General features: G+C 62.5%; 23 protein-coding genes. 14 read left to right on the top strand and 9 right to left on the bottom strand.

Annotated features, from left to right (window positions below):
- The 8 genes from ACSUZJ_RS13865 (at position 1) to ACSUZJ_RS13830 (ending at position 7,071) form a co-directional block, all read left to right on the top strand.
- Positions 1 to 1,416, top strand: coding sequence for a TolC family protein (locus ACSUZJ_RS13865; RefSeq protein ID WP_499409027.1), 1,416 nt, complete (start codon positions 1 to 3; stop codon positions 1,414 to 1,416).
- A 15-nt stretch (positions 1,417 to 1,431) separates the two neighbouring features.
- Positions 1,432 to 2,823 (top strand): multicopper oxidase family protein, encoded by a 1,392-nt coding sequence (locus tag ACSUZJ_RS13860; RefSeq protein WP_313706989.1) that lies wholly within the window; start codon positions 1,432 to 1,434, stop codon positions 2,821 to 2,823.
- Between the two features lie 40 nt (positions 2,824 to 2,863).
- Positions 2,864 to 3,304: a DUF411 domain-containing protein gene (locus tag ACSUZJ_RS13855; protein ID WP_313706988.1), complete on the top strand. Its 441-nt coding sequence runs from the start codon at positions 2,864 to 2,866 to the stop codon at positions 3,302 to 3,304.
- A gap of 24 nt (positions 3,305 to 3,328) precedes the next feature.
- Complete coding sequence (locus tag ACSUZJ_RS13850) at positions 3,329 to 3,694, top strand: copper-binding protein (protein WP_313706987.1); 366 nt, start codon at positions 3,329 to 3,331, stop codon at positions 3,692 to 3,694.
- A 67-nt stretch (positions 3,695 to 3,761) separates the two neighbouring features.
- Positions 3,762 to 4,127: a copper homeostasis periplasmic binding protein CopC gene (gene copC, locus ACSUZJ_RS13845; RefSeq protein ID WP_313706986.1), complete on the top strand. Its 366-nt coding sequence runs from the start codon at positions 3,762 to 3,764 to the stop codon at positions 4,125 to 4,127.
- On the top strand, positions 4,128 to 5,069 hold the full coding sequence (locus ACSUZJ_RS13840; protein ID WP_499409024.1) for a CopD family protein: 942 nt from the start codon (positions 4,128 to 4,130) through the stop codon (positions 5,067 to 5,069).
- Positions 5,070 to 5,095: 26 nt separating this feature from the next.
- Entirely contained in the window at positions 5,096 to 5,539 is a 444-nt protein-coding gene (locus ACSUZJ_RS13835; protein ID WP_313706984.1) for a YybH family protein, read from the top strand.
- 236 nt (positions 5,540 to 5,775) lie between these two features.
- Positions 5,776 to 7,071 carry a type II restriction enzyme NmeDI-related protein gene (locus ACSUZJ_RS13830; RefSeq protein WP_499409021.1) on the top strand — a complete coding sequence of 432 codons (1,296 nt, stop codon included), beginning with the start codon at positions 5,776 to 5,778 and terminating at the stop codon, positions 7,069 to 7,071.
- Positions 7,072 to 7,084: 13 nt separating this feature from the next.
- Here the strand turns inward: ACSUZJ_RS13830 and ACSUZJ_RS13825 are convergent, their stop codons facing one another.
- The 7 genes from ACSUZJ_RS13825 to ACSUZJ_RS13795 all read right to left on the bottom strand — a co-directional run bounded on the left by ACSUZJ_RS13825 (position 7,085) and on the right by ACSUZJ_RS13795 (position 14,520).
- The gene (locus ACSUZJ_RS13825; RefSeq protein ID WP_499409019.1) at positions 7,085 to 7,756 is read right to left on the bottom strand and encodes a c-type cytochrome; all 672 of its coding nucleotides are present in this window, start codon (positions 7,754 to 7,756) and stop codon (positions 7,085 to 7,087) included.
- 253 nt (positions 7,757 to 8,009) lie between these two features.
- Positions 8,010 to 8,342: a four-helix bundle copper-binding protein gene (locus tag ACSUZJ_RS13820; protein ID WP_499409017.1), complete on the bottom strand. Its 333-nt coding sequence runs from the start codon at positions 8,340 to 8,342 to the stop codon at positions 8,010 to 8,012.
- A gap of 80 nt (positions 8,343 to 8,422) precedes the next feature.
- A complete protein-coding gene (locus ACSUZJ_RS13815) occupies positions 8,423 to 9,790 on the bottom strand; it encodes a copper resistance protein B (RefSeq protein WP_499409015.1) in 1,368 nt (455 codons plus the stop codon).
- Entirely contained in the window at positions 9,787 to 11,628 is a 1,842-nt protein-coding gene (locus ACSUZJ_RS13810; protein WP_499409013.1) for a copper resistance system multicopper oxidase, read from the bottom strand. The genes ACSUZJ_RS13815 and ACSUZJ_RS13810 overlap by 4 nt, the downstream gene beginning before the upstream one ends.
- A gap of 246 nt (positions 11,629 to 11,874) precedes the next feature.
- Positions 11,875 to 12,300 (bottom strand): hypothetical protein, encoded by a 426-nt coding sequence (locus tag ACSUZJ_RS13805; protein ID WP_499409011.1) that lies wholly within the window; start codon positions 12,298 to 12,300, stop codon positions 11,875 to 11,877.
- Between the two features lie 172 nt (positions 12,301 to 12,472).
- Complete coding sequence (locus ACSUZJ_RS13800; protein ID WP_499409009.1) at positions 12,473 to 13,849, bottom strand: heavy metal sensor histidine kinase; 1,377 nt, start codon at positions 13,847 to 13,849, stop codon at positions 12,473 to 12,475.
- Complete coding sequence (locus ACSUZJ_RS13795) at positions 13,846 to 14,520, bottom strand: heavy metal response regulator transcription factor (RefSeq protein ID WP_499409007.1); 675 nt, start codon at positions 14,518 to 14,520, stop codon at positions 13,846 to 13,848. Before ACSUZJ_RS13795 ends, ACSUZJ_RS13800 begins: the two co-directional genes overlap by 4 nt.
- Before the next feature lie 231 nt (positions 14,521 to 14,751).
- Between ACSUZJ_RS13795 and ACSUZJ_RS13790 the strand changes: the two genes are divergently transcribed.
- The 6 genes from ACSUZJ_RS13790 (at position 14,752) to ACSUZJ_RS13765 (ending at position 19,934) form a co-directional block, all read left to right on the top strand.
- Complete coding sequence (locus tag ACSUZJ_RS13790) at positions 14,752 to 17,196, top strand: heavy metal translocating P-type ATPase (RefSeq protein ID WP_499409005.1); 2,445 nt, start codon at positions 14,752 to 14,754, stop codon at positions 17,194 to 17,196.
- A gap of 384 nt (positions 17,197 to 17,580) precedes the next feature.
- On the top strand, positions 17,581 to 17,958 hold the full coding sequence (locus ACSUZJ_RS13785; RefSeq protein ID WP_290423398.1) for a CzcE family metal-binding protein: 378 nt from the start codon (positions 17,581 to 17,583) through the stop codon (positions 17,956 to 17,958).
- Between the two features lie 59 nt (positions 17,959 to 18,017).
- The gene (locus ACSUZJ_RS13780) at positions 18,018 to 18,086 is read left to right on the top strand and encodes a CopK family periplasmic copper-binding protein (protein ID WP_488692862.1); all 69 of its coding nucleotides are present in this window, start codon (positions 18,018 to 18,020) and stop codon (positions 18,084 to 18,086) included.
- A gap of 94 nt (positions 18,087 to 18,180) precedes the next feature.
- On the top strand, positions 18,181 to 18,546 hold the full coding sequence (locus tag ACSUZJ_RS13775; RefSeq protein ID WP_290423399.1) for a copper-binding protein: 366 nt from the start codon (positions 18,181 to 18,183) through the stop codon (positions 18,544 to 18,546).
- Between the two features lie 84 nt (positions 18,547 to 18,630).
- On the top strand, positions 18,631 to 18,996 hold the full coding sequence (copC, locus tag ACSUZJ_RS13770) for a copper homeostasis periplasmic binding protein CopC (protein WP_290423400.1): 366 nt from the start codon (positions 18,631 to 18,633) through the stop codon (positions 18,994 to 18,996).
- Positions 18,996 to 19,934 carry a CopD family protein gene (locus ACSUZJ_RS13765; protein WP_290423401.1) on the top strand — a complete coding sequence of 313 codons (939 nt, stop codon included), beginning with the start codon at positions 18,996 to 18,998 and terminating at the stop codon, positions 19,932 to 19,934. Before copC (ACSUZJ_RS13770) ends, ACSUZJ_RS13765 begins: the two co-directional genes overlap by 1 nt.
- Positions 19,935 to 20,281: 347 nt before the next feature.
- Here ACSUZJ_RS13765 and ACSUZJ_RS13760 read toward each other — a convergent pair whose 3' ends face one another.
- On the bottom strand, positions 20,282 to 22,078 hold the full coding sequence (locus ACSUZJ_RS13760; protein ID WP_499409001.1) for a 2Fe-2S iron-sulfur cluster-binding protein: 1,797 nt from the start codon (positions 22,076 to 22,078) through the stop codon (positions 20,282 to 20,284).
- A complete protein-coding gene (locus ACSUZJ_RS13755; RefSeq protein ID WP_290423403.1) occupies positions 22,075 to 22,767 on the bottom strand; it encodes a PepSY domain-containing protein in 693 nt (230 codons plus the stop codon). The genes ACSUZJ_RS13760 and ACSUZJ_RS13755 overlap by 4 nt, the downstream gene beginning before the upstream one ends.
- Positions 22,768 to 22,794: the final 27 nt, after the last annotated feature.

The following is a 22,794-nucleotide window of genomic DNA, read 5'->3' as shown; positions in this document are numbered from 1 at the left end:
ATGACAACAAAACAAATTGCACCGGCTCTGCGCACGGTTGCTATCGCCGCCGTCGCCCTCACGCTGGCCGGCTGCGCGAGCTTTTCAAAGGACGGCGGCCTGGACGCCGTCTCGTCCATGACCACCGAGCGCATCGGCCAGGACGTTCGTCTTCCGCGCGGCACCAGTGCTGAAACCGAAGCCCAGGCGGAACTGTCCGCGCTGCTGAAGCAGCCCCTGTCTGCCGATAATGCGGTGCGCGTTGCCCTGCTCAACAACCGCGGCCTGCGTGCCTCGCTTGCCGAACTTGGGGTCGCCGAAGCCGACCTGGTACAGGCCGGCCGTATGACCAACCCGTCCTTCAGCTTCGGCCGGATGTCGGGTGGCGGAGAAACCGAGATCGAACGCAGCGTCATGTTCGATCTCATCGGACTCGTCACGATCCCCCTGCGCCGGGACATCGAAGGACGCCGCTTCGAGAGTGCGAAGCTCGTTGCCGCCACCGAAGCGGTTGGCACAGCTGCGGACACGCGCAAGGCCTGGTTCAATGCCGTTGCGGCGGCGCAGTCGGCGAAATACGCGGAGCAGGTGCGCGATGCCGCGCAGGCAAGCGCCGAACTGGCGGCGCGCATGGCGAAAGTCGGCCACCTGAGCACCCTCGACCAGGCGCGCGAGCAGGCATTCTCCGCCGAAGCCACCGCGCAGCTGGCGCGTGCCCGCCACAACGCGACGGCAGCACGCGAGCAGCTGGCAAGGCTGATGGGCGTGTGGGGCGCGAATATGGCATTCCAGCTGCCCGACAGGCTTCCGGACCTGCCAGGCGCGCCGCGCGACCCCGGCAACATCGAATCGCTCGCGCTGCAGCAGCGCCTGGACGTGCAGCTGGCGAAGCTGAGCACGCAAGCGACGGCGCGAGCGCTGGGCCTGACGAAAGCCACCGGCTTCGTCAACGTGCTCGATGCCGGCTACGTGAACTCGAGCACGTCCGGCGAGCCGCGCGAGAACGGCTACGAGATCGAGCTTGCCCTGCCGCTGTTCGACTGGGGCGGCGCACGCACGGCAAAAGCCGAGGCGCTCTACATGCAGGCGGTTCACCGCACGGCCAATACTGCCGTCACGGCGCGCTCTCAGGTGCGCGAAGCCTATTCGGCCTACCGCACGAGCTACGACGTCGCCCGGCACTATCGGGACGAGATCGTGCCGCTCCGGAAAAAGATCTCGGAAGAGACTTTGCTGCGCTACAACGGCATGCTCATGAGCGTCTTCGAGCTGCTTGCCGACGCCCGGGCACAAATCAACGGCGTGAACGCCGCCATCGAGGCGCAGCGCGACTACTGGATTGCCGACACCGACCTGCAGGCCGCCATCAACGGTACGGGCGGCGCCACGGTCAGCATGGGCGGCGGCGCAAGCGAAGAAGCTGCCCCAGCACATTAATCAAGGAAACAAGTAATGAGTACTCGTCGAAATTTTTTCACTGGCGCAGCTGCACTGGTTGGCGCAGGCCTGGTGAGCCGCGCCGGCGCGGCCACCCTGCCCGAAGCACCCATCATGACCAGCGCGGCCACCCAGCCGCCGCCACCTCCACCCAACGGACGTCCCTACAACCCGGTTGTGACCCTGAACGGCTGGTCCCTGCCCTGGCGCATGAACAACGGGGTCAAGGAGTTCCACCTCATCGCGGAACCCGTGGTGCGCGAGATCGCGCCCGGCATGAAGGCGAACTTGTGGGGTTATAACGGCCAGAGCCCGGGCCCGACCATCGAAGTGGTCGAAGGCGACCGGGTGCGCATCTTCGTCACCAACAAACTGCCGGAGCACACCAGCATCCACTGGCATGGCCAGCGCCTGCCGAACGGCATGGACGGCGTCACGGGCCTGAACCAGCCGGGTATCCAGCCGGGCAAGACCTTTGTCTATGAATTCGTCGCGAAGCGCCCTGGCACCTTCATGTACCACCCGCATGCCGACGAGATGGTGCAGATGGCGATGGGCATGATGGGCTTCTGGGTCACGCACCCGAAAAACCCGGCCCACCACCGGGTCGACCGCGACTTCGTGTTCCTGCTGAGCGCCTATGACATCGACCCGGGCAGCTACACGCCGCGCGTGAACGAGATGACCGACTTCAATCTGTGGACCTTCAATAGCCGCGCCTTCCCGGGCATCGACACCATGAACGTGCGCCAGAACGACCGCGTGCGCATCCGCTTCGGCAACCTGACGATGACGAACCACCCGATCCACCTGCACGGGCACGAGTTCGAAGTGACCGGCACCGATGGTGGCTGGACCCGTCCGGAGTCGCGCTGGCCGGAAGTCACGGCCGATGTCGCGGTGGGCCAGATGCGCGCCATCGAATTCATCGCCAACGAGCCGGGCGACTGGGCCTTCCACTGCCACAAGTCGCACCACACGATGAATGCGATGGGGCACGACGTGCCGAACATGATCGGCGTCGACCACCGCGGTGTCGCCGAGAAAATCAGCAATCTGGTACCGGACTACATGGTCATGGGCGAAAAAGGCGGCTCGATGGGCGAGATGGAAATGCCGATCCCGGAGAACACGCTGCCGATGATGACCGGCCAGGGTCCGTTCGGCGGCGTGGAGATGGGGGGCATGTTCACGGTGCTGAAGGTGCGTAAGGACCAGAAGCCGGGCGACTACAAGGATCCGGGCTGGTACAAGCACCCGGCCGGGACCGTTGCTTATGAATGGAAGGGAGAGCCGCCGGCCGCCGTGCGCAGCCAGACGGCAGGCGGCCAAGCCATGCCTGCCACGAAGCCTGTGGACATCGAAGTAACCGTTCGTAAGCCCACTGGCCATCAAGGCCATCGATAACTAAAGTACGAGCCCAAGCTGAGTACGAAAGGAGTGTCTCATGAAGCGATTATTACGCCAGGCCGCACTCGCCGCTGCGTTGTGCACACCAATGTTTGCAATGGCGGCCGCCCCCGTCATCGACGTGTTCAAGAGCGAGTCGTGTGGGTGCTGCGGCGCATGGGTGGAACACCTGAAGGCCAATGGCTTCACGCCCCGCGTGGCGAACGTCGCCAATCCGTCGGACTACCGCGAACGTGGCGGCATTCCCAACGCGCTCGGGTCCTGCCACACCGCGATGATCCAGGGCTACGCGATCGAAGGCCATGTGCCCGCGGCCGACATTAAGCGGCTGCTCGCGCAAAAACCCAAGGCCAAGGGATTGGCCGTGCCCGCCATGCCGCTCGGCTCGCCCGGGATGGAAGGCCCGCGCAAGGATCCGTACGACGTCCTGCTGGTGCAGGCCAATGGCAAGACCGCTGTTTTCAAGCACTACAACTGACCACACCTAACTGGAGGAACCACAATGAACGCATTCTCGAAACTGACCCTGTCCATCGTGATGGCCGCCGCAAGCACGGTAGCGCTGGCCCAGGAAAGCACCCACGCCGGACACGGCTCGCATGGCGCCCAGGCAGGCCACGCCGGCCATGCAGCATCCGCGCCGGCAGGGCTGATCGATGGCGAAGTGAAAAAGATCGACCAGGACGCGGGGAAAATCACGATTCGCCACGGTGAAATCAAGAACCTCAACATGCCCGCGATGACGATGGTCATGCGGGTGAAGGATCAGGCAATGCTTACGCAGGTCAAGGTCGGGGACAAGGTCAGGTTCGCTGCCGACCGCGCCAACGGTGCCGTGACCGTCGTCCAGCTGGAACAGGCGCAGTAATCAGGAACCCGTCCGTGCAGCACGTCCCCGCGCTTGCACAGGCGCGGGGGCATCAAGGAGAAATCACATGAACTTCAAGAATCTGCTTGTCGCCGTAGCTGCGGCTGTCGCCACCGTTGCTGCACCCGCCGCGCTGGCCCACGCCAAGCTGGTGGGCTCGCAACCAGCGGCAAATAGCGTCGTCAGCCCGGCGCCGGCGCAGGTGCGCCTGCAATTTAACGAGCCCCTCGAACTTCCCTTTAGCAAGATCAAGCTGATCGACCAGAAAGGAGCAGTGCTCGAGCCGTCGAAGCTTGCTGCCGACCCGGCCGACCCCAAGGCGCTTGTTGCCGCGACGCCAGACCTGCATGCGGGCGCCTACCGTGTGCAGTGGACCACTGTTACCCGCGACGGTCACAAGGTCAAGGGCGAATTTTCCTTCCAAGTGAAATAAGTGGAATCCGATCTCGCATCGGTTCAACGCGCCGTCACCGTCATCCTGAACCTGTCGCTTGCCCTCCTCGTTGGGGCAAGCGCGGCGCTGCTCTGGCTGCGTGCCAAGGCTTCGCCCTGGGCCCAGTCCATGTTGCCGCGCCTGCGTGCTGCCTTGCTCGCAGGAACCGCCGCAGCGGTGGCGGCATATGTCGCGATCCTCTGGATCGAAGCGGCATCGATGGCAGAGGTGCCCTTGCCTGAAGCGCTGCCGGCAGTGCGATCGGTGATCACTGGAACGCACTTCGGGTTGGCGTGGATGATCGGCGCCGCCGCGCTCGTCGTGACAGGCGCCGCAGCGGCGGCCCCCCCGCGTGTTCAAACCGCCCCCGGGACTTCCGCAATCCGCGTCCTGGCCATCGGTGTGCTGCTCTACAGCCGCAGCATGGTCAGCCACGCCGGCGCCGCCGGCGACTTCACCTGGGCCGTCGCGGTCGACTGGCTGCACCTGGTCCTGATCAGCACCTGGATGGGCGAAGTGCTCGTAGCGGGCCTGATCACCCTACGCCAGCTGCCCGGGAACACTTCCGAGAGCCGTTCTGATTGCGCCGCTTACGTCGAGGCGCTTTCAAACAGCGCAACTGTCGCCCTGGCCGGTATTTTCGTCACAGGGGCGATCAGCACGTGGCGCGTGCTGGAGGTTCCTGAAAATCTGCTCGGCAACCCGTACGGTACGACCCTGATCATCAAGGTCGGTCTCGTCCTGGCCGCAGCAGCGCTTGGCGGCATCAACCGGTTCGTTGTCATGCCTTCTCTGCTGCGAGCGCTGACTCAGACGAGCGATGCCGCACGCGAAGCAAGCGGCCGTTTTGCGCGCATCCTCCAGGTCGAGGCGATTGTCCTGCTCGCTGTGCTCGTTGTCGCGGCCATCCTGACCTCGACGTCGCCACCGATGACGTCCTGAACAAAAACTAATTAGAAGGAGAAAACATGTTCAAAAAATCCCTGGCAGCGGCCGCACTCGCTACCGCGCTGTTGGGCGTGCACGCAAGCGGCTTTGCCGCATCCCCGACAGACGCCGTTGCCGCTTTCCACCACGCACTCACCACGGGCGACAAGGACAAGGCCCTCTCGCTCCTGTCGCCGGAGATTGCCATCTACGAGGCAGGATACGTCGAGCGCTCGCGCGACGAATATGCCGGCCACCACCTGGGCGGCGATATGGAATTCGCGAAAACCGCTACGCGCAAGGTTCTCAAGCAGTCCGAACGTGTCGACGGTAACACCGCCGTGGTCTGGGCCGAGACCGAAACGACGGGTACTTCGCGTGGCAAGCCGTTGCATGTCTTCGGCACCGAAACGGCTGTCCTGGAAAAAAAGGGCGGCGACTGGGTGATCGTTCACGTCCACTGGTCCTCTCGCAAAGCCAAGTAAATCCTTCACGCAGCGATAGATTTTGAAGTTTTGCTGCCGTTGGCGGCCGGCAGGCCGCCAATTTTCTTCCGCTCCGGCACTCGTGAGGTACTTGTTAGTGTTGAGCTATGCGCCCGCCCACGCGCCTCAGTGCGGCGGTCTGGATTTCGGTTGGGAGCAAGTGCCGCTTAGTCGCATTTTTGGCCACTTTCCAAGCTACAATAATTGCGCACTCCTTCCAACTCTTGAGGACATAGATGGACGTATTGACGATGCCCGCCACGCAACAGCAGCGATCGCTGATCGAGCAGTGGAAGGCAGATCCCGATGGGACCTACCGCTCGTGGTTTCTATGGGATCAAAGGCTGAAGAACTTCCGCTCGATCCGGAGGGGCTTGCAGGAAGTGGTCCGCGAGATCCGTGATGGTGTGTTTGGCGTCGCATACCGGGGATCTTCGCTTGAAACGGTAGTGCACTCCATCGCGGAGCAGCGTCAGATATTCAAAGGCGCAGATCATGCGTTCCTCTGGAAGCCGAAATTGCGTATTCCAGATATCTATGAAGACCGGGGCAACCAGCTCGCCTTCGGACGGTTCCTGGATACCTGCCTTTGCTGTCAGAGTGAAGCCGAGCTTGTGGAGGCCGTGCGTGTGCTGGACGCACGCCAGATCAAAGGCCTCGGGCCCGCCTGTGCCAATCTGCTCTACTTCCTCCACCCGACATTTGTACCACCCAACAATACCGCGATCGTTAAGGGTTTCAACGAATTTTTCGGTGCGAAGGTGAAACTCGGCCGTTGGACCGAGTACCTCGCCATGCGCGAGCGCCTTATCGAATTCAATGCGACGCATCGCAACATACTGTCCAATGATCTGGGCGCCGTGGCCGGATTCATGTTCGATATCGGCACTGGTCGCTATAGCGTTGGCAGCGGCACCGGGGTATCACTCGACTGGAAGGTCGACCTCGAGAAGGCGCATGAAGGAAACGCTGCGGCATCCAACGCACGCAAGCTAGCCGCAGAAACAGACCGGACCCATACGGAGGTCCAAGGCTGGTTACGCGATCTGGGCTTGGCTCTCGGATACCACGTCTGGATCGCAAGCAATGACAAAGGGCGCGCCTACGGTGATGGCAAGCTGGCGGACGGCTGCCTGAGCGAATTGCCGAAAGCGATCCGGACAAGCTCCGCATCCGATACTGTCAGCCTCATCGATGTACTATGGATCGATCGGAGCACCGACAGAATCACGCTGGCATTCGAGGTCGAGCACAGCACCAGTATCTATTCGGGAATCGTGCGGATGCTCGACCTTGCCCTTGGGGTTCCCGATCACGACGGCTCGACGTTTTTCCTGGTCGCCCCCGACGCGAGGGAGAGCGACGTGCGTGCACAGTTCGCCCGCCCCGCATTTTCGCGCGTCAGCGAACTCGACGTGCGCTATATCGGCTATGGCGAACTGAGCAAACATCGGGAGGCCATCGCTCGTTTCGGCGACGGCCAAAAAGGCATCCTTGCTATTTCGAAGCCACTGACCGCCGCGCCAGGATAGACGCCGACACGCCTCAGTGCTGCTCGCCTTCCTTGTGCGTATGACCGGGTCCGGTGGCAGCCGATGCCTTCGGGTTAGCGTCATCGTGCTCCCCATGCATGCTTTCTTCCATGCTGTGCGGCGTATTTCCATGGCTCGGGGCAGCGGCCCCTGCATGCGAGTGGCCGGCACTGCTTTGGACCAGTTCGCGATAAGCGGCTGCTTCCATTCCTGGAAGCTTCTTCAGGAAGGCAACAAGACTCCAGATATCCGGGTCGCCCATACTTGTGCCCCAGGCAGGCATGCCCGACGCCTTGATGCCGTGCTTGATCGTCCAGAATGCCACCGCAGGATCGACATTGCTTTTCGCGAGCGCAGGCGGTGATGGGTACAGCCCACGACTGAGCTCGGTTGGCCCCATTCCGGGAGCCAGATGGCACTGGGCACACATGGCTTGATAGTTGCCGGCACCTTTGACGATGGCTGCCCGGTCCTCCAGCGTCGGCACGCCGATTTTCGCGGCGCGAACCTGCACGGAACGCTCACGTGCAGTTTCGATCAGCGAAAATACGGGCCGTGAGTGCTTCACGTCGGCCGCGAAGTTATAAAATCCGAACCAGATGAAGATTGCCCCAAGCAGTAATAGCAGGACCCAGAGACCCACATGAACAGCAAGGTTTCGGTTTCGTAACTGAGTCATCATCATACCTTTCCGTTTTATTTTTCTATAGGCCGTCCTGGCCAGGGTCTGGGCGGCGTACAACGCAATAGCAGGTCAAATGGCCTGGCGTGGCATTGTCCGCCAGGCTCCTGCGCGCCAGGTCGGCTTGATCGCGAGGCAGCCCGAAAAGCTGAGTCACCTTCCAGACCGAACATGCAGGTGCCCGTCAGGATGGCCCGACGAACACCTGGGAATTCCGCCACTCTGCCTGAGCAGCGGTTGAGCACGACACTGACGATCAGTGTGCGCCGGCCATGCGCCGGCACTCATCGGCACACCGGCGGCAGGCGGCGGCACAATCCTGGCAGTGCTGCATCTGATGCTTTGCGCACTCGTCGGCGCACATGTCGCAGATCGCCGCGCAGGCATCGCAAACCGCTTTTGCAGCTTCGCTACCCCTTGCCATCATCGCTGCGGCCGTCCTGCACAGTTGCGCGCAATCGATATCGAGCGCAATGCAGCGGGCCATCATCTTGACGTCGTCTTCCTGCAGGCAAGCAGAGGCGCACATGTCGCACGCATCGGCGCAATCGTTACAGGCTTTGATACAGGTTTCGTGTTGCTGGTGCATGATGTTCTCCTTGAAAGTTGGGTTATGTCTCGGTTTCAGGACGTCTACACGGTGTGGGGACGGTTTATGGCCCATCCTCCCTAGAACCACAGGCGCACGCCGGCGACCGCCTGGACAATTCGCGGTTTCCCGCCACGCTGCCGCGCGAAGTCAGCCGTCTCGCCAAATTGCCTGCTCCATGTCACGCCGACGTAGGGCGCGAACTTGCGGGTGATCTCATAGCGCAGGCGCAATCCCGCACTTACGTCGGACAGGCCCGAGCCCGTTCCCCGCTCCTGGTCGACGCGGCTGTACAGGTTTGCCGACAGTTCCGGCTCGAGGATGAGGCGCGGAGTGAACAGCACTTCATACTTCGTGCTCAGCCGCGCCGCGAGGCCGCTCCCGGAGCGCCAGTAGGCCGTGGCCTCGGTCTCGAACCAATAAGGTGCCAGCCCTTGCACGCCAAAGGCTACCCAGTCACGGCTTCTTCCTTCCCCAGTATCGTGACGGACACCGAGTTGCGTGCTCCAGAACGTGGCGAAAGCACGATCCCATAGCAGCTCCGTGCGTGCCTCCTCAAGCGCGCCGCCGCGCCGCTCGCCTTCGGCTTTGATCCACAACTTGTTGTAGTCGTTGCCGTACCAGGCTTCGAGTTCGATGTTCTGGCCTCGCTCTCCATCTCCTTTCGCAAACTCCGCCTTGTCAAACAGTACCCTTCCGAATGGGGCGTTATCGTTCATTTCGTGATTGCCGAAACCGGCATGCCGTGTACCCTCGTTATAGGCGTTCGGGTCACGCGCATCAGGAGGGGGGGATCCGCCTTGCATCGGGCCCATCTGCATTCCCTGACCTCCGGTCATGGCGCCCCCCATGGCGGCATGATCCATCGAACCGCCGGGAACGGTGACCTTCGGAGGTTGCGACGGCGCGTTCGCGTGCCCCATGGCCGAGTGATCCATCTGTCCCATGCCCTGGCTCTGCGCTCCCGGGTTAGTTTGCGATGTTCCCTTCGACTGCTGCGGCCGGGACATCACGTGTCCGGCGTGGCTTTGGTCCACCGCCGATGACTGTGCGGCCGACGGGGTCTCGGGCTGCGTTGGTTGTGCTGCCGGCTTGGCCTGCCCCGCCGCTGCCCCGTGCCCCATCGCCGCGTGATCCATGGCGGGCACGGCCAGCTCCGGCGCAGGCTGGGGCACCGCTGCAGCGCCTCCACGTCCAGCACCGCGGGCAGGCTTTGGCGGAGCTTGCTTTTTCCGCGCTGTTTGCTTGGTCGGCGGTGCTGCGGTTGCATGACCCATGGCTGCATGATCCATTTCTGACATATCCTTGCCAGAAGTGGGCTGCGCGCCCTCAGTAGATTGTGTCGATTGCGCCGACGGCCGGCTGCTGGATTGGGCCAGCGCGTGTGCCGATAAGGCGGCCGATAACGCGAGCGCCAGCTGAAGTGAAACTAACGGTGTTTTTTTCATGATACGACCACCTCCCTGAACATTCCTGCCTCCATGTGATAAAGCAAGTGGCAGTGATATGCCCAATGCCCTGGTGCATCGGCGGTCACCCGATACGTGATCCGCTGCGCCGGCTGGACGTTGATCGTGTGCTTGCGGACAAGGAACTCCCCGCTCTCCGACTCCAACTCGCTCCACATGCCGTGCAGGTGGATCGGGTGATTCATCATCGTGTCGTTGACCAGTACGATACGCAGCCGTTCGCCAAACCGGAAGTGGATCGGTAGCGCCTCCGAGAATTTCTGTCCGTCGAACGACCACATGAACCGCTCCATATTGCCCGTCAGATGCAGTTCGATCTCGCGCGTCGGTTCGCGCGGGTCGACAGGACCGCCGACAGTGCGCAGGTCGGCATAGGTCAGCACCCGCCGGCCGTTATTTCGCAGATTGACTCCAGGGTCATCCAGGTTCGTGCGAGGCATGTCGACGTGCATGTCGACGCCGGGACCATACTCTGTTCGCGCGTGATTCACTTTCGGCATAGCAGTATTCTTCGCAGCAGTGCCCGAGCCCGGGGCGGTGTGGCCGGCATGGTTTTCCGGAGGCATTGCATGCTGCATCTGGCCGTGGTCCATCGCAGCCGGTGGACGGCCCCCATTCATCGCGTGGCTGCCGGCCGAGGATCCGGATCCATGCATGCCCGACATGGCCATGGCCCCCATCATGTCCGTCATCGTAAGCCACTGTGCCTCGTCCACTGGCGGCACGGCTGCCTGCATCCCCTGCCTCGGCGCAAGCGTGGCCCGCACAAAGCCGGATCGTCCGATCGACTGAGCGAAAATCGTATAGGCCTTGTCTTCGGCAGGCTCGACGATGACATCGTAGGTCTCGGCCACTGAAATCCTGATCTCGTCGACCGTAACGGGCTCCACATCCTGCCCGTCGGCGGAGACCACCGTCATCTTCAGGCCGGGAATCCGCAGATCGAAGATGGTAGTCGCAGCGCCATTTATGATGCGTAGCCGCACCTTCTCTCCGGGGCGGAAAAGTCCGGTCCAATTCCCGTCCGCAGTGGCGCCGTTGATCAAGAACCGAAGTGCGCCGCTGATATTCCGGCTGGCCGTCACATCACTGAAGTCTGTCGGCATCATGCGCATCTGATTCCACATCTTGCGCTTTTCGACGGCAGCCGCGAAACCCATGGTTTTAATGTCGCTGACAAATGCGCCGAAGGTGGGCTGCTTGTTATTGAAGAAGTCACTCATCTTCTTCAGGTTCGCCATCACACGTTCCGGCTTCTCATCCGTCCAGTCGGACAGCATGACGACATGCTCGCGGTCCGCCGCCACGCGCTCGCCCGACTTCGGAACGATGACAATTGGTCCGTAGAGACCGGACTGCTCCTGGAACGCCGAGTGGCTGTGGTACCAGTAGGTGCCGCTTTGCTTGACTTCGAAGCGATAAGTGAAGGTTTCCCCGGGTTTGATGCCTGAGAAGCTTATCCCGGGCACTCCATCCATGTCTGCCGGCAGTAAAATGCCGTGCCAGTGTATGGAACTCACTGTGGGCAAACGGTTCGTGACCCGGATGGTAACGACGTCACCCTCCGTCCAATAAAGGGTCGGCGCCGGCACCTGGCCGTTAACCGCGGTTGCGATGCGCGGCGCTCCTGTGAAGTTCACCGGCGTCGGCCCGATCTCCAGATCGAATGTAGTGCCGCGCAGTTCAGTGCGGTTGCTCTGGGCTGCGAAAAGCGACGCTGGGCGCAAGCCTGCCAACGCCGCAGTTGCGCCTAGTCCTTTCAACACACGACGACGCCATCGACTGACGTGTCGGTCCTTGATATCTAAAACTTCCATACGACTCCTCCCAAATTAAAGTTGCGCTGCACGGACCCTTACGTGGCGCTCGACGGAACGACCGCGAGAACGACGGGCAAAAGCGCTCCTTGCCAAATAGCATGGCAGCCATATCGCGTGGTTCCTAGCGGGGTGGTGACCTGTTAGGGATGAGACCTCTCGACCGTGACAACACTTATGCGCGCGAACGGATTTGGCCCTTGGTTAATGCAGGACCACGTGGCGACGAAGCGAACAAGGTCTCGATCAGGCGGTCTTTGGAGGACGCTCGATACGGGCGGGTATATGCCCGTCAAAGGAGGAAAGCGAAAACTGTCGAATGTCCTGCACTACTTCTTCGGCTGCAGTGAGGGCAATGCACGGAGGCGGAGCATATGCTCCAATACAACATCCTGCACAGAAGGCACACGCGACACGCTTGTGCTCACCAGAACTGCCGCAATCTTCGTCCGAGTCGACACTCTGCATCGCGCTGCTGCCGATTGAAACCATCGGTTCATGTGCAGCGTCATTTCCCATGTGCTGCAGTAGCGCTTTGTTCTCTCCGATATCGCTAGCCATCCCTGATTGATGGCTCATGCCACACTCAAACTTCGCAATCGCCGCGATGCTTTGCATCGGCAGGGATACGACGAGCAGACACCAGAAGAATAACCGCAACAGTTTTCGCATAAAGACAATTTAGCACGATGTACAATCAAGCCGCACACGCTTCGCGTCGGCGGTTTACAGTAGAAAAAGCCTGGCGCAAGGCGCCTTGCTCATTGCGTCGTGCCGGCGATCAACAACGTACGGGTGCGAGCGACGCCGGCTAAACCGACGCACGGCACAGCCGCGCTTGAACTCAGGCCGGCAACATTAGTTCGAATTCGGTCACCCCGTCACTGGACCGGGCCGATGCCGCGCCGCCATGTGCGCGCACGATGGATCGGGTGATCGCCAGTCCGAGCCCCGCCCCTTCCGCATCGCGGCGGCGCGCGGCATCAGCGCGGTAGAAGCGGTCGAACAGGTGGGGCAAGTGCTGGGCATCGATCGTTTCGCCCGTGTTGCGCACCGTGATCGTCGTGCCGCCTCCCGGCACGCTGGACAGGACGACCGAGATCGCACCAGAGACCCCGGTATGCCTGCATGCATTCGACAACAAGTTACCGATCGCCCGGCGCAGCATCAATCTGTCACCTGCGACGCTGGCCTGGCCGCTGACCGAAACCTCAATCGATTTTTCCTCCGCCAGGTTGCCGTAGAACTCCAGCATTGTCTCGACCTCCTCACGCAGATCGACCAGTTCCCGCTGCGGCACCATCAGGTCGTTCTCGGCCTTTGCCAGGAACAGCATGTCCGAGATCGTGCGCGACAGGCGTTCGTACTCTTCCGCATTGGAGGCCAGTATGTCCCGGTATTCCGCCGTGCTCCTGGGCTGAGACAGGGTAACCTGGGTTTGGGTCAGCAGGTTGCTGAGCGGGGTGCGCAGCTCATGCGCCAGGTCCGACGAAAAATCGGACAGCCGCTGGAACGAACGCTCCAGCCTGGCGAGCATCTGGTTCAGGGCCACTGCGACCTCGGCCAGCTCCTGCGGCACCGAGTCCACCGGCACGCGCCAGTCCAGCCGCTCCGCGGTCAGACGGGCGGCGTCGCTTGTGATGGCGCGCAGCGGCGCCAGGCCACGCCGCGCCACCGCCCAGCCCATGAGTCCGGTGACGAAGGCGGCCAGCCCGACGGTCGCCCAAAGCGCGATGCGGAACGATGACATGAAGTGCTGGTGGTGAACCAGGTCGGTGGCTAGCTCGACGAGCACAGGCGGAACCTGCATCCCGAGCGGCGCAGATCCCGTCAGTACCCGCAGCTCCCGCCCATCAGCGGCGTGTACCAGTCCGGCTACGCCCCCTGGGTCGGGAGATACCCGCGGAAAGTCGGCATCGGGGCTGGCGTACAGTATCGTGCCGTCGGTGGCCCGGATTCGCAGCGACAGTTCGTGATCGCCGACGAATGCCGCTTCCACCCGAGGCGCGAGCGCCTGGAGCTCGGCCGCCGTATGCACCTGTCCCAAAACGTGTCTGGCGAGCTCGAGTTTCCCGCTCAGCATCTCCGTGTCGAGTTCCGCGAAATGGCGCTCGACGAGGTGACCAACGACCAGTCCGAGCACCATCAGCACCGCGCCAGACGCCGAAGCAAACAGCAGCGTCAGGCGCAGTGTTACCGAGCGCGCTCCCGGCAGCTTCACGGCGCCTCCAGTACGTAGCCCATGCCACGTACCGTGCGGATCAGCTTTGCCTCGAACGCGTCGTCGACCTTCGCACGGAGACGCCGGACCGCCACCTCGATCACGTTGGTATCGCTGTCGAAGTTCATGTCCCACACCTGGGACGCGATCAGGGATCGTGGCAACACCTCTCCCTGGCGCCGCAGCAGCAATTCCAGCAAGGCGAATTCCTTCGCGGTCAGGTCGATCTTCTGACCGGCCCGGGTGACCCGACGGCGCAGCAGGTCGAGCTCCAGGTCGGCGGCGCGCAGTGACTCGGCTTCCTTGACCTTCGTGCCACGGCGTAGCAAGGTGCGCACACGCGCCAGCAGTTCGGAGAACGCGAATGGCTTGACCAGGTAGTCGTCCGCGCCGAGCTCCAGCCCCTTGACGCGATGGTCGACGTCGTCCTTTGCAGTCAGGAACATGACGGGCATGTCCTTCCCTGCCTGCCGGATCCCGCGCAGGATTTCCCATCCATTCATGCCGGGGAGCATGACATCCAGAATGGCCAGGTCGTAGGCCTGGGTCAGCGCAAGGTGTTGTCCATCGGCGCCGTCGCGCGCCAGATCGACCACAAAACCCGCCTCCATCAGCCCCTGGCGCAGGTATTCGCCGGTCTTGGGCTCGTCTTCAACTACAAGAATCTTCATGTGTAGAACAGTTTGCAAGAAATTTCCGACGATTTTGCCCTGCCCGGACAATCCTGTCCCGCACCTGACAGAAATGTAATCCGGAAGTCAGCATCCTGTCAGCGCCGCCGACGCCGACAAACTCTCCATTTACTGAATCATCCCAGCTACGATCAGGCGCTGGTCTCAGCCCGGCACGGTTACCGCTTGACCTTCCAATGATTGGAAGCTTTATCCTGAAGACCATTGCTAATGGAGAGACCAGTGAATAGTGCTCTTGAACGAAATCCGGATGTGACTGATCTGACCTTCCAGGTCGGCGGCATGACTTGCGCCTCGTGTGCCGCACGCGTCGAGCGCGCCTTGAAGGCCGTTCCCGGGGTGCGCGAGGCGTCACTCAACCTGGCCACGGAACGGGCGACGGTACGTGCCGATCCCGAAACGCCTGTCGAAACACTGTATGAAGCCGTGGAAAAAGCCGGCTACGAAGTGCCGGCTGCGGCCTTCAGCCTCTCGATTTCCGGCATGACCTGCGCCTCGTGCGTCACGCGAGTGGAGAAGGCGCTTCGGAAAGTGCCTGGAGTGGCCGAGGCATCGGTGAACCTTGCAACGGAAAAAGCCCAGATAAGGGCGCTGGGCGGCCTCTCCCCCGATATGTTGATCGATGCTGTCACGCAAGCCGGGTATGAGGCCAGGATACCTGACGAGAACCCGCCTGCTTCGGACGTCACTCCCGGCCTGCCCAGCTGGTGGCGCGTGGCCGCGTCCGCCCTCCTGAGCCTGCCCTTGGTCGTACCGATGCTGGCCATGCCGTTCGGCCAGGACTGGGCCCTGCCCGGCTGGCTGCAACTGCTGCTGGCGACGCCGGTTCAATTCTGGCTCGGCGCGCGCTTCTACAAGGCTGGCTGGAAGGCCCTGCGTGCAGGTGCCGGCAACATGGATCTGCTCGTGGCATTCGGTACCTCGGCTGCGTACGGGCTTTCGGTCTACCTGCTATGGGCGCAGCACAGCCACGACGGTATGCAACACCTGTATTTCGAGTCGTCTGCTGTCATCATCACTTTGGTCCTCCTTGGCAAATGGCTGGAAGAGCGCGCCAAGCACCAGACCGTGGGCGCGCTGCGCGCGCTCGAGTCCCTGCGTGCGATCAACGCGATCGTGCGCCGCGATGGCGTCGACAAAGAGGTCGCGATCGCCAGCGTCCGTCACGGCGACCTTTTCATTGTCCGTCCCGGCGATCGCGTCCCTGTCGACGGGGTGATCGTCGAAGGGAGCAGTCATCTGGACGAGTCGCTGCTGACCGGCGAAAGCCTTCCGGTCTCGAAATCCGTCGGCGACACCGTTACCGGCGGTGCGGTGAATGCTGACGGCATGCTGATTGCCATGGCAATCGCGGTTGGCGGCCAAACCATGCTCTCACGGATCATCAAGATGGTGGAAGACGCGCAAGCCGTCAAAGCCCCGATTCAACGACTCGTCGACAGGGTCAGCGCCGTCTTCGTTCCGGTAGTACTCGTCATCGCGGCGGTGACGTTTGTCGGATGGGGGCTCGCCAGCGGGGACTGGCAACAGGCGCTACTGAACGCGGTTGCGGTGATGGTGATCGCCTGCCCATGTGCCCTTGGCCTGGCGACACCGACGTCGATCATGGTCGGCACCGGTGTCGCGGCCCGTTACGGCATCCTCATCAAGGATGCCGAGGCACTGGAAACCGGTCATGCGGTCACCGTAGCCGCGTTTGACAAGACAGGAACGCTCACCGAAGGGAAACCTGCCTTGGTCGCCGTAAAAGGTGCGAGCCTGCCGGAGCGCGACCTCCTCGAACTGGCGCGCGCGCTCCAGCAATATAGTGATCACCCGCTAGCGAAGGCGGTGGAAGCGGAAGCGTCCAATCGCGGTATCGCGCTGCGCCCCGTGTCCAATGCAAAAGCGCTGCCCGGGCGCGGTGTCCAGGCCGATGTCGATGGCGCCACGGCTTACCTCGGCAACTCACGGCTGCTGCAGGAACTTGGCATTTCTGTGGGCGCGTTGGAAGGCGTCGCCGCTCATCATGAGAACGCCGGCCGCACCGTTTCCTGGCTGGTCGTGACGACAGCGGGCGGCCTGGAATTGTGTGGACTCCTCGCATTCGGCGACACGATCAAGCAAACCGCGAAGGATGCGGTCGCTCGGCTGCGCAATCTCGGAATACGCGCCGTCATGCTGACGGGCGATAATGCAGGCGCGGCAAGGGCCGTCGCGGAAGCAGTCGGCATCGACGATTTCAGGGCCGGCTTGCTCCCGGCCGACAAGGCGCGCGTCGTCAGCGAGCTCAAACAGAATGGCGAGACCGTCTGTTTCGTCGGCGATGGTATCAACGATGCTGTCGCCCTGGCCGCGGCAGACCTGGGAGTGGCGATGTCGACGGGCAGCGAAGTGGCGATCCATACCGCAGGCGTGACGTTGATGCGCGGCGACCCCTCGCTCGTCGCGGAATCGATTGATGTATCGAAGAAGACCTATCGAAAGATCAGGCAGAACCTGGGCTGGGCATTCGTGTACAACATCGTCGGGATACCGCTGGCGGCTTTCGGTTACCTGAGTCCCGTCATTGCCGGCGCTGCCATGGCATTGAGCAGCGTGAGTGTGGTGTCGAATTCACTGCTTCTGCGGCGCTGGAAACCGGAGTCGCTTGACGCAGGGCCAGCGGTAGACTGACTGCGCGATTACGGCCGCCCATTCGGCAGCGTCTGGAATTCCGAATGCCGCCGTCCGCAAACGGGGGCTTGTCCGGCAGGGCGCTATTTCAACCAGGCGTCGAATTTCTGGATGTCTTTCTGCTGCGGGTCGACGATCTTCCTAACCTGCGAAAGCGCGGTCTGCTGCAAGCCCTGACGCGACGTCGACCAGATCTGCCCGGGTGAGCGCGGATGTAGATCATCTGCCCTCTGCCACGCCGGCGCGGCCGCTCCTGACCGGACGATTACGAAAACGTAAGCTTCGAGTCACCTTCCTGTCGGCGTCGCATGCGTAATATGGCCTCCAACGCGGGACTTTTCCCGTTTCGCTAACAAGCAAGGCACGTCCCAACAGGAGAACCAGATGACCGCATACATCGCCAGGATCGCTTTCGCGACGCTATTCACCGGAACCGCAATGGCCGCCGGGCTGGCGCACGCCGAGCCGACGCCAGCGTCCGATCCGCAACTCACCGCTGCGCCGCAAGCGGCGCCGCCGGGCCGGCAGGCGCCGTTCGGATACGCAGTCGCTGGCGGCGCCAGCCGCACCATCACGATCGACCAGGAGACGCGGTACCTGAACGTGACCCGCCTCGAGGCCGTCGTGATCAATGCCGGCGGCAAGAGCGTGACCTGGAGTTTCGACACGCTCGACACGAGGTCCTTCCCACTCTCGCACATTCTGCCCGGCGCAGACAATCTCACGGTGTATGTGAGCGAGTCGCCACAGTATTTCAACTAGTTCTCGCTAATTGATGTCAGGAGTACGGCCGCGCGACCAGCATTGAAGAGGGTAAGGTCATGGTGACCGAGGACGGCCAGCGAATCACGATGCGCGGCAACGAAGTGCTCCGACTGAACGCTGTATGAAAGGAACACCTGGAGTAAGTTTCACACCCGCCGCGGCAAACGTCCTTGTACCTCTGTCGTAATCGGAAATTTTTCAATTTTTCTGGAGCCTTACATGATTCGTTTTTCCTCGCTTTTTTCCTCGCTTGTTGTATCGGCTGGTCTCGCCCTCGCAGCAAGCAGTGCATCCGCTCAAATGCAGATGAATGATCATGCCGGTCATAACGCAGGACCTTCCGAAACGCAGGGAGATTCCAACACACTGTCGACCGGTGAAGTGAAGAAGGTCGACAGGGACGCCGGCAAGCTGACGATCCAGCATGGCCCGCTGAATAACCTGAACATGCCAGCCATGACGATGGTGTTCAAGGTGCAGGATCCGGCCATGCTCGATCAGGTAAAGGCCGGCGATAACATCCGCTTCCGGGTTGAGCGCGTCAATGGCAGTTTGATCGTCACCAAACTTGAAGCGGCCAAGTAAAAGCCATGCCTTCCTTATCCGCAGGCTGACGGATCAGGAAGGCGACCATCTCCGCACTTGATTAAACTAACGAAAAGGAAAAGCATGTCCCTCAAACGCATTCTGGCCGTCACCACATTCGCCCTCGCAAGCGCCGTCACCTCCTCGGCCTTCGCACACGCAAAACTGCAATCGTCCAATCCCGAAGCGGGCAGCACGTACGACACGGCACCAAAGCAGGTCCGCCTGAAGTTCAACGAAGCGCTCGAGCCCGCGTTCAGCAAGATCAAGGTGACCGGCCCACAGAACAACGACATCCCGGTCGCCGCCACAATCGTCGACAAGGCGGATCCCACCGTCATGACTGCTCCGCTGCCGGCGCTATCCACCGGCGAGTACCATATCCAGTGGTCGACGATGACGCACGACGGCCATAAGGCAAAGGGCGACGTTACGTTCAAGGTCAAGTGATGGGGCCGGGCCTGGAAACCGCCCAGCATCTTGTCACTGCCCTGCTGAACCTGGCCGTTGCCGTGCTCACGGGAGCGACCGCGTCCCGTTTGTGGCTTGCCGGCGATACATCGAAGTGGGCTGAAGTACGCGGCCAACCGATTCGCAAGGCTGCCGTCGCCAGCGCCTTCGTCGCACTGGTCGTTAGCGTCGTGTGGCTGTGGCTCGAATCGGCGGCGATGGCCGAAGTGCCGGTCGCCGAAGCGGGAGGCGCCACCTGGTCGATGCTGACCTCCACTCACCTCGGATACGCGTCCTCGATCGGCATCGCCGGATTGACAGTGGCCACCGCCGGGGCACTCCTCCGTGGTGTCCGAAGCACGCGCCCGGCGCTGCTGACCCTCCTGGGACTGGCCGCGTTCTGGTACACCCGCGGGATGATGAGCCACGCGGCAAGCGACGGCGACATCAGCGTGCGTCTGTTGATGGACTGGGTCCACCTTGGCCTGATCAGCCTGTGGGTCGGGGAAGTGGTCCTGTCCGGTGGCGTCATGTTGAGGACATCCAACAATATGACCGCAGCCGACAGGCGTGCGCGGGCCGCTTATGTAGCGTCCCTGTCCAGCTCGGCGACGGTTGCCCTGACTGGCATCTTCGTGACCGGTATCTACGCCGCCTGGCGCAGCCTGGGCGGGTTCAGCAACCTGGTCGGCAACCCCTACGGCAGTACGCTCATGGCCAAGCTGCTGCTCGTGGGGGCAGCGGCGATGCTGGGCGGTTTCAACCGCTTTTTTGTGATGCCGCCCTGGCTCGCGCGCGAGTCCACAGGTAACGCCACACCGGAGCACTTCCCGGCAAGGTTCAGGCGCATCCTGTGGATCGAAGCGCTGGTGCTACTGGCGGTCGTCGTGCTGGCGGCCTGGCTTGCATCGACCTCGCCCCCGGGCGAACAGATGTAATGCAAGCGGATAGTCGTTTCTGTTCTGACGCATGGCGGCCGACCGAAACAGGGCGGCCGCCGCCTTCCACACCGCGCTTGCCGCCGGCGACCAGGCAAAGGCAATTGCCCCCTAGCACCAGAAGCGCTGATCTACGAGGGTGGCCACGTCGAACGTACGCGCGGCGAGTATGCGAGCAGCCACCTAGCGGATGGCACTGATTTCGCCAGGTCGTCCACGCGCAAGGTGCTCAAGGAAACCGAGCGCATCGACTGGAACACCGCGGTTGTCTGGGAAGGCTTGCACCATCGTCCATGACCACTGGCCCTCGCGCAAGCTGAGGTAAGGATGGCGGCTCCCGTGCGGTCTCAGACCTTGAAGTCGTCGAAGGCGACCATGCCGTCGTCGACACCGAGTTCCTGCAGCATCCGGCGCGTCGCCGCCAGCATGGCCGGCGGGCCGCATACGTAGAACTCGAGCGACGCCAGATTCGGATGGTCTCGCAGCAAGCCATCGCGCACTGCCTCGTGCACGAAGCTTGCCGGCCCAGCACCGCCCTCTTCCGACAGCACGAGCCGCCAGTCGAAATTCGGATGGCGTGCCGCCAACGCCGCCATCTCGTCGACATAAGGCGCGTCACGCCGGCTGCGGGCGCCGTACCAGAAGTGCACAGGTTCGCTTGCCCCTTGCGCGAACAGCGCATGGATCATGGCGCGTAGCGGAGCCATGCCTGCGCCGCCACCGATGAACACCTTCTCGCGTGCCCCGGGCTTGAGCGCGAAATCGCCGTACGGGCCGCTGAAGGAGACCGTGTCGCCCGGCTTGAGCGTGTACATGTAGCTCGAGCCCCTCCCTGGCCGTTCGCCCGGCATGAAGCGCACCAGGAAAACGAGATGGCCGTCGGCCCGCTCCACCGGTACCGCGACCGAATAGGAGCGGCGCAGTGGCGCGTCATTGACCAACTGGCCGCTTGTTCCGGCCCTGTGCCAATCGTCGCGATGGTCATCCGGGACATCGATATGGCTGGCATCACGGGCATAGGCCGGGACATGCACCTGCACATAAGCACCCGGGCGGCACGCAAGGGGACGTGCTGGCCGTAACGAGATCTCGCGCAGGAAGGGTGTCAGCGCCTTCACACCGGCGACGACTGCGGTTTGGTCAGTGGCCAGCAGCGAGGGGTCGCCGACATCGATATCGATGCCGCGCCCCACGGACAGCCCACATGCCAGGCGGTATCCAGCGTCGAGCTTGTGCGACGGCAGCAGCGCACGGTCGGCAGCTGTCGGTGCCGGAACCTTGCCAACACACCTGACCTCGCACAGGCCGCAACTTTGTCCGCCACCGCAGTTTGAAGGCAACTGCAATCCCGAGCGTGCAAGCGCCTGGAAGACCGTGTCGCCGGCGGCGGCATCGACCGACCGGGGCTCCGTACCCGCCGATGCTGCGAGATTGATGCGGCTGCGCCGCCGCAGGCGAGCGGGGACGAACTCCGCCAGGCGCACGCTTGCGAACAGCAGCCACACGCCGCTCAAGGCCATCCACAGGCCGCCGATTGCGCTGGACACGAGGAGCGGATTGTTGAAGTCGGTCCGCTCGCTATAGTCCATGATGTGCAGCATCCAGAAGAAATCGAACAGGCGCCAGGTGCTGTTGCGATGTTCGAGCACCTTGCCCGAACGGGCGGAGACGTACACCGAGGTCTCGTCGGCGTCATCGAAGTCGACGCGCCACACCGGCTCCTTGTGTGCCCGCGCTTCGAGCGAGTAGTCGAGCAGCCGCGCGATTCCAGCCTGGCCTTTCCCCGAGTACGACGCGCGAGCGATCGCGCCGGCGAGCGCCGCATCGATGGCGAACGGACGGCCATCGACCGCGCCGACCAGCCAGCTGCGCTTGTCGCCCTGCAGTTGGTACACCGGTCGTTCGAGCACCCAGCCGGAGGTAACCGAAGAGACACCTTCCGTGCTTTTCGCCAGTAGTGCAGACGGGTCGAGCGCGTCGCGCGGCCAGGTTGGCGGCGCAGGCGGCTTGATCCGGAATTCCCGTCCCTGCACCTTGCCTGCGTCGAGCAGGCTCATCACCACCCCGCTGCCCATCCATAACAGGAACTGGATCGCGATCAGGAGGCCGATCCACTTGTGCAGCTTGCGCATCCAATGGCTCATGCCTGCCTCCTGCGCTGGAAACTGTAGAACAGCAGCCAGGCGCCCGACAGCGCGAAGGCCAGGCCCGTGATCGAGGCGACCCGCAGCAGGCTGTTGTTCACGTTCTCGCGCTCCTCGTAATCCATGATGTGGAACATCCACAGGAAGTCGAACCAGCGCCAGAGTTCGTGGCGCCGTGCGACGAGGTCGCCCGAGAATGGCGAGAAGTACAGGGTGTCCTTGCCGGCGTCGTCGTAGTGCACCGCCCACAGCGGGACCGGCCGCGCGCCGACTTCCGAGGGCGCCTTGGTTACCCATTCGATGCCGCGCACATTGCCTTCGCCTGCGTAGGCGGCGTCTGCCAGGGCAAGTACGGTCTCGCGGTCGATCGGGCTGATGGTCTTGCCGGTGACCGCGTCGACCAGGCTGACTTTCTTGTCCTGCCTGATTTCGTACACTTCCTTCTCCAGCAACACCTTCAGACGAACCGAGGTGATGCCGGGATAGGTGTCGTGCAGTTTCGCCTGCGGCATCCTCGCGCTGGAGGTCGCGAGATGCTCGCTTGGGACATGGGCGAGGTGGTCGCCATGGATGACCTCGAGCGGCACCACGACCATGTAGAGCCCGCTGATCATCCACAGCAGTGCCTGGACTCCGATCACCAGTCCTATCCATTTGTGGGCGCGGCGCACCCAGAAAGCTGATTGCATAATTATGTCGACATTGAGTTGTAGCGC

It is taken from the genome of Telluria sp. B2, from assembly GCF_051789535.1.
Lineage (GTDB): Bacteria > Pseudomonadota > Gammaproteobacteria > Burkholderiales > Burkholderiaceae_D > Telluria.
The sequence above is the reverse complement of the archived record's forward strand: the minus strand, read 5'-3'. Positions and strand labels throughout refer to the sequence as shown.

Bases quoted from the DNA above. Each gene is read 5' to 3' on its own strand.
- ACSUZJ_RS13790 (WP_499409005.1), top strand. From the start codon at position 14,752: ATGGAGAGACCAGTGAATAGTGCTCTTGAACGAAATCCGGATGTGACT.
- ACSUZJ_RS13755 (WP_290423403.1), bottom strand. From the start codon at position 22,767: ATGCAATCAGCTTTCTGGGTGCGCCGCGCCCACAAATGGATAGGACTG.
- ACSUZJ_RS13825 (WP_499409019.1), bottom strand. From the start codon at position 7,756: ATGATGATGACTCAGTTACGAAACCGAAACCTTGCTGTTCATGTGGGT.
- ACSUZJ_RS13785 (WP_290423398.1), top strand. From the start codon at position 17,581: ATGACCGCATACATCGCCAGGATCGCTTTCGCGACGCTATTCACCGGA.
- ACSUZJ_RS13795 (WP_499409007.1), bottom strand. From the start codon at position 14,520: ATGAAGATTCTTGTAGTTGAAGACGAGCCCAAGACCGGCGAATACCTG.
- ACSUZJ_RS13765 (WP_290423401.1), top strand. From the start codon at position 18,996: ATGGGGCCGGGCCTGGAAACCGCCCAGCATCTTGTCACTGCCCTGCTG.
- ACSUZJ_RS13850 (WP_313706987.1), top strand. From the start codon at position 3,329: ATGAACGCATTCTCGAAACTGACCCTGTCCATCGTGATGGCCGCCGCA.
- ACSUZJ_RS13830 (WP_499409021.1), top strand. From the start codon at position 5,776: ATGGACGTATTGACGATGCCCGCCACGCAACAGCAGCGATCGCTGATC.
- ACSUZJ_RS13775 (WP_290423399.1), top strand. From the start codon at position 18,181: ATGATTCGTTTTTCCTCGCTTTTTTCCTCGCTTGTTGTATCGGCTGGT.
- ACSUZJ_RS13865 (WP_499409027.1), top strand. From the start codon at position 1: ATGACAACAAAACAAATTGCACCGGCTCTGCGCACGGTTGCTATCGCC.
- ACSUZJ_RS13805 (WP_499409011.1), bottom strand. From the start codon at position 12,300: ATGCGAAAACTGTTGCGGTTATTCTTCTGGTGTCTGCTCGTCGTATCC.
- ACSUZJ_RS13820 (WP_499409017.1), bottom strand. From the start codon at position 8,342: ATGCACCAGCAACACGAAACCTGTATCAAAGCCTGTAACGATTGCGCC.
- copC (WP_290423400.1), top strand. From the start codon at position 18,631: ATGTCCCTCAAACGCATTCTGGCCGTCACCACATTCGCCCTCGCAAGC.
- ACSUZJ_RS13835 (WP_313706984.1), top strand. From the start codon at position 5,096: ATGTTCAAAAAATCCCTGGCAGCGGCCGCACTCGCTACCGCGCTGTTG.
- ACSUZJ_RS13810 (WP_499409013.1), bottom strand. From the start codon at position 11,628: ATGGAAGTTTTAGATATCAAGGACCGACACGTCAGTCGATGGCGTCGT.
- ACSUZJ_RS13760 (WP_499409001.1), bottom strand. From the start codon at position 22,078: ATGAGCCATTGGATGCGCAAGCTGCACAAGTGGATCGGCCTCCTGATC.
- ACSUZJ_RS13860 (WP_313706989.1), top strand. From the start codon at position 1,432: ATGAGTACTCGTCGAAATTTTTTCACTGGCGCAGCTGCACTGGTTGGC.
- ACSUZJ_RS13855 (WP_313706988.1), top strand. From the start codon at position 2,864: ATGAAGCGATTATTACGCCAGGCCGCACTCGCCGCTGCGTTGTGCACA.
- copC (WP_313706986.1), top strand. From the start codon at position 3,762: ATGAACTTCAAGAATCTGCTTGTCGCCGTAGCTGCGGCTGTCGCCACC.
- ACSUZJ_RS13815 (WP_499409015.1), bottom strand. From the start codon at position 9,790: ATGAAAAAAACACCGTTAGTTTCACTTCAGCTGGCGCTCGCGTTATCG.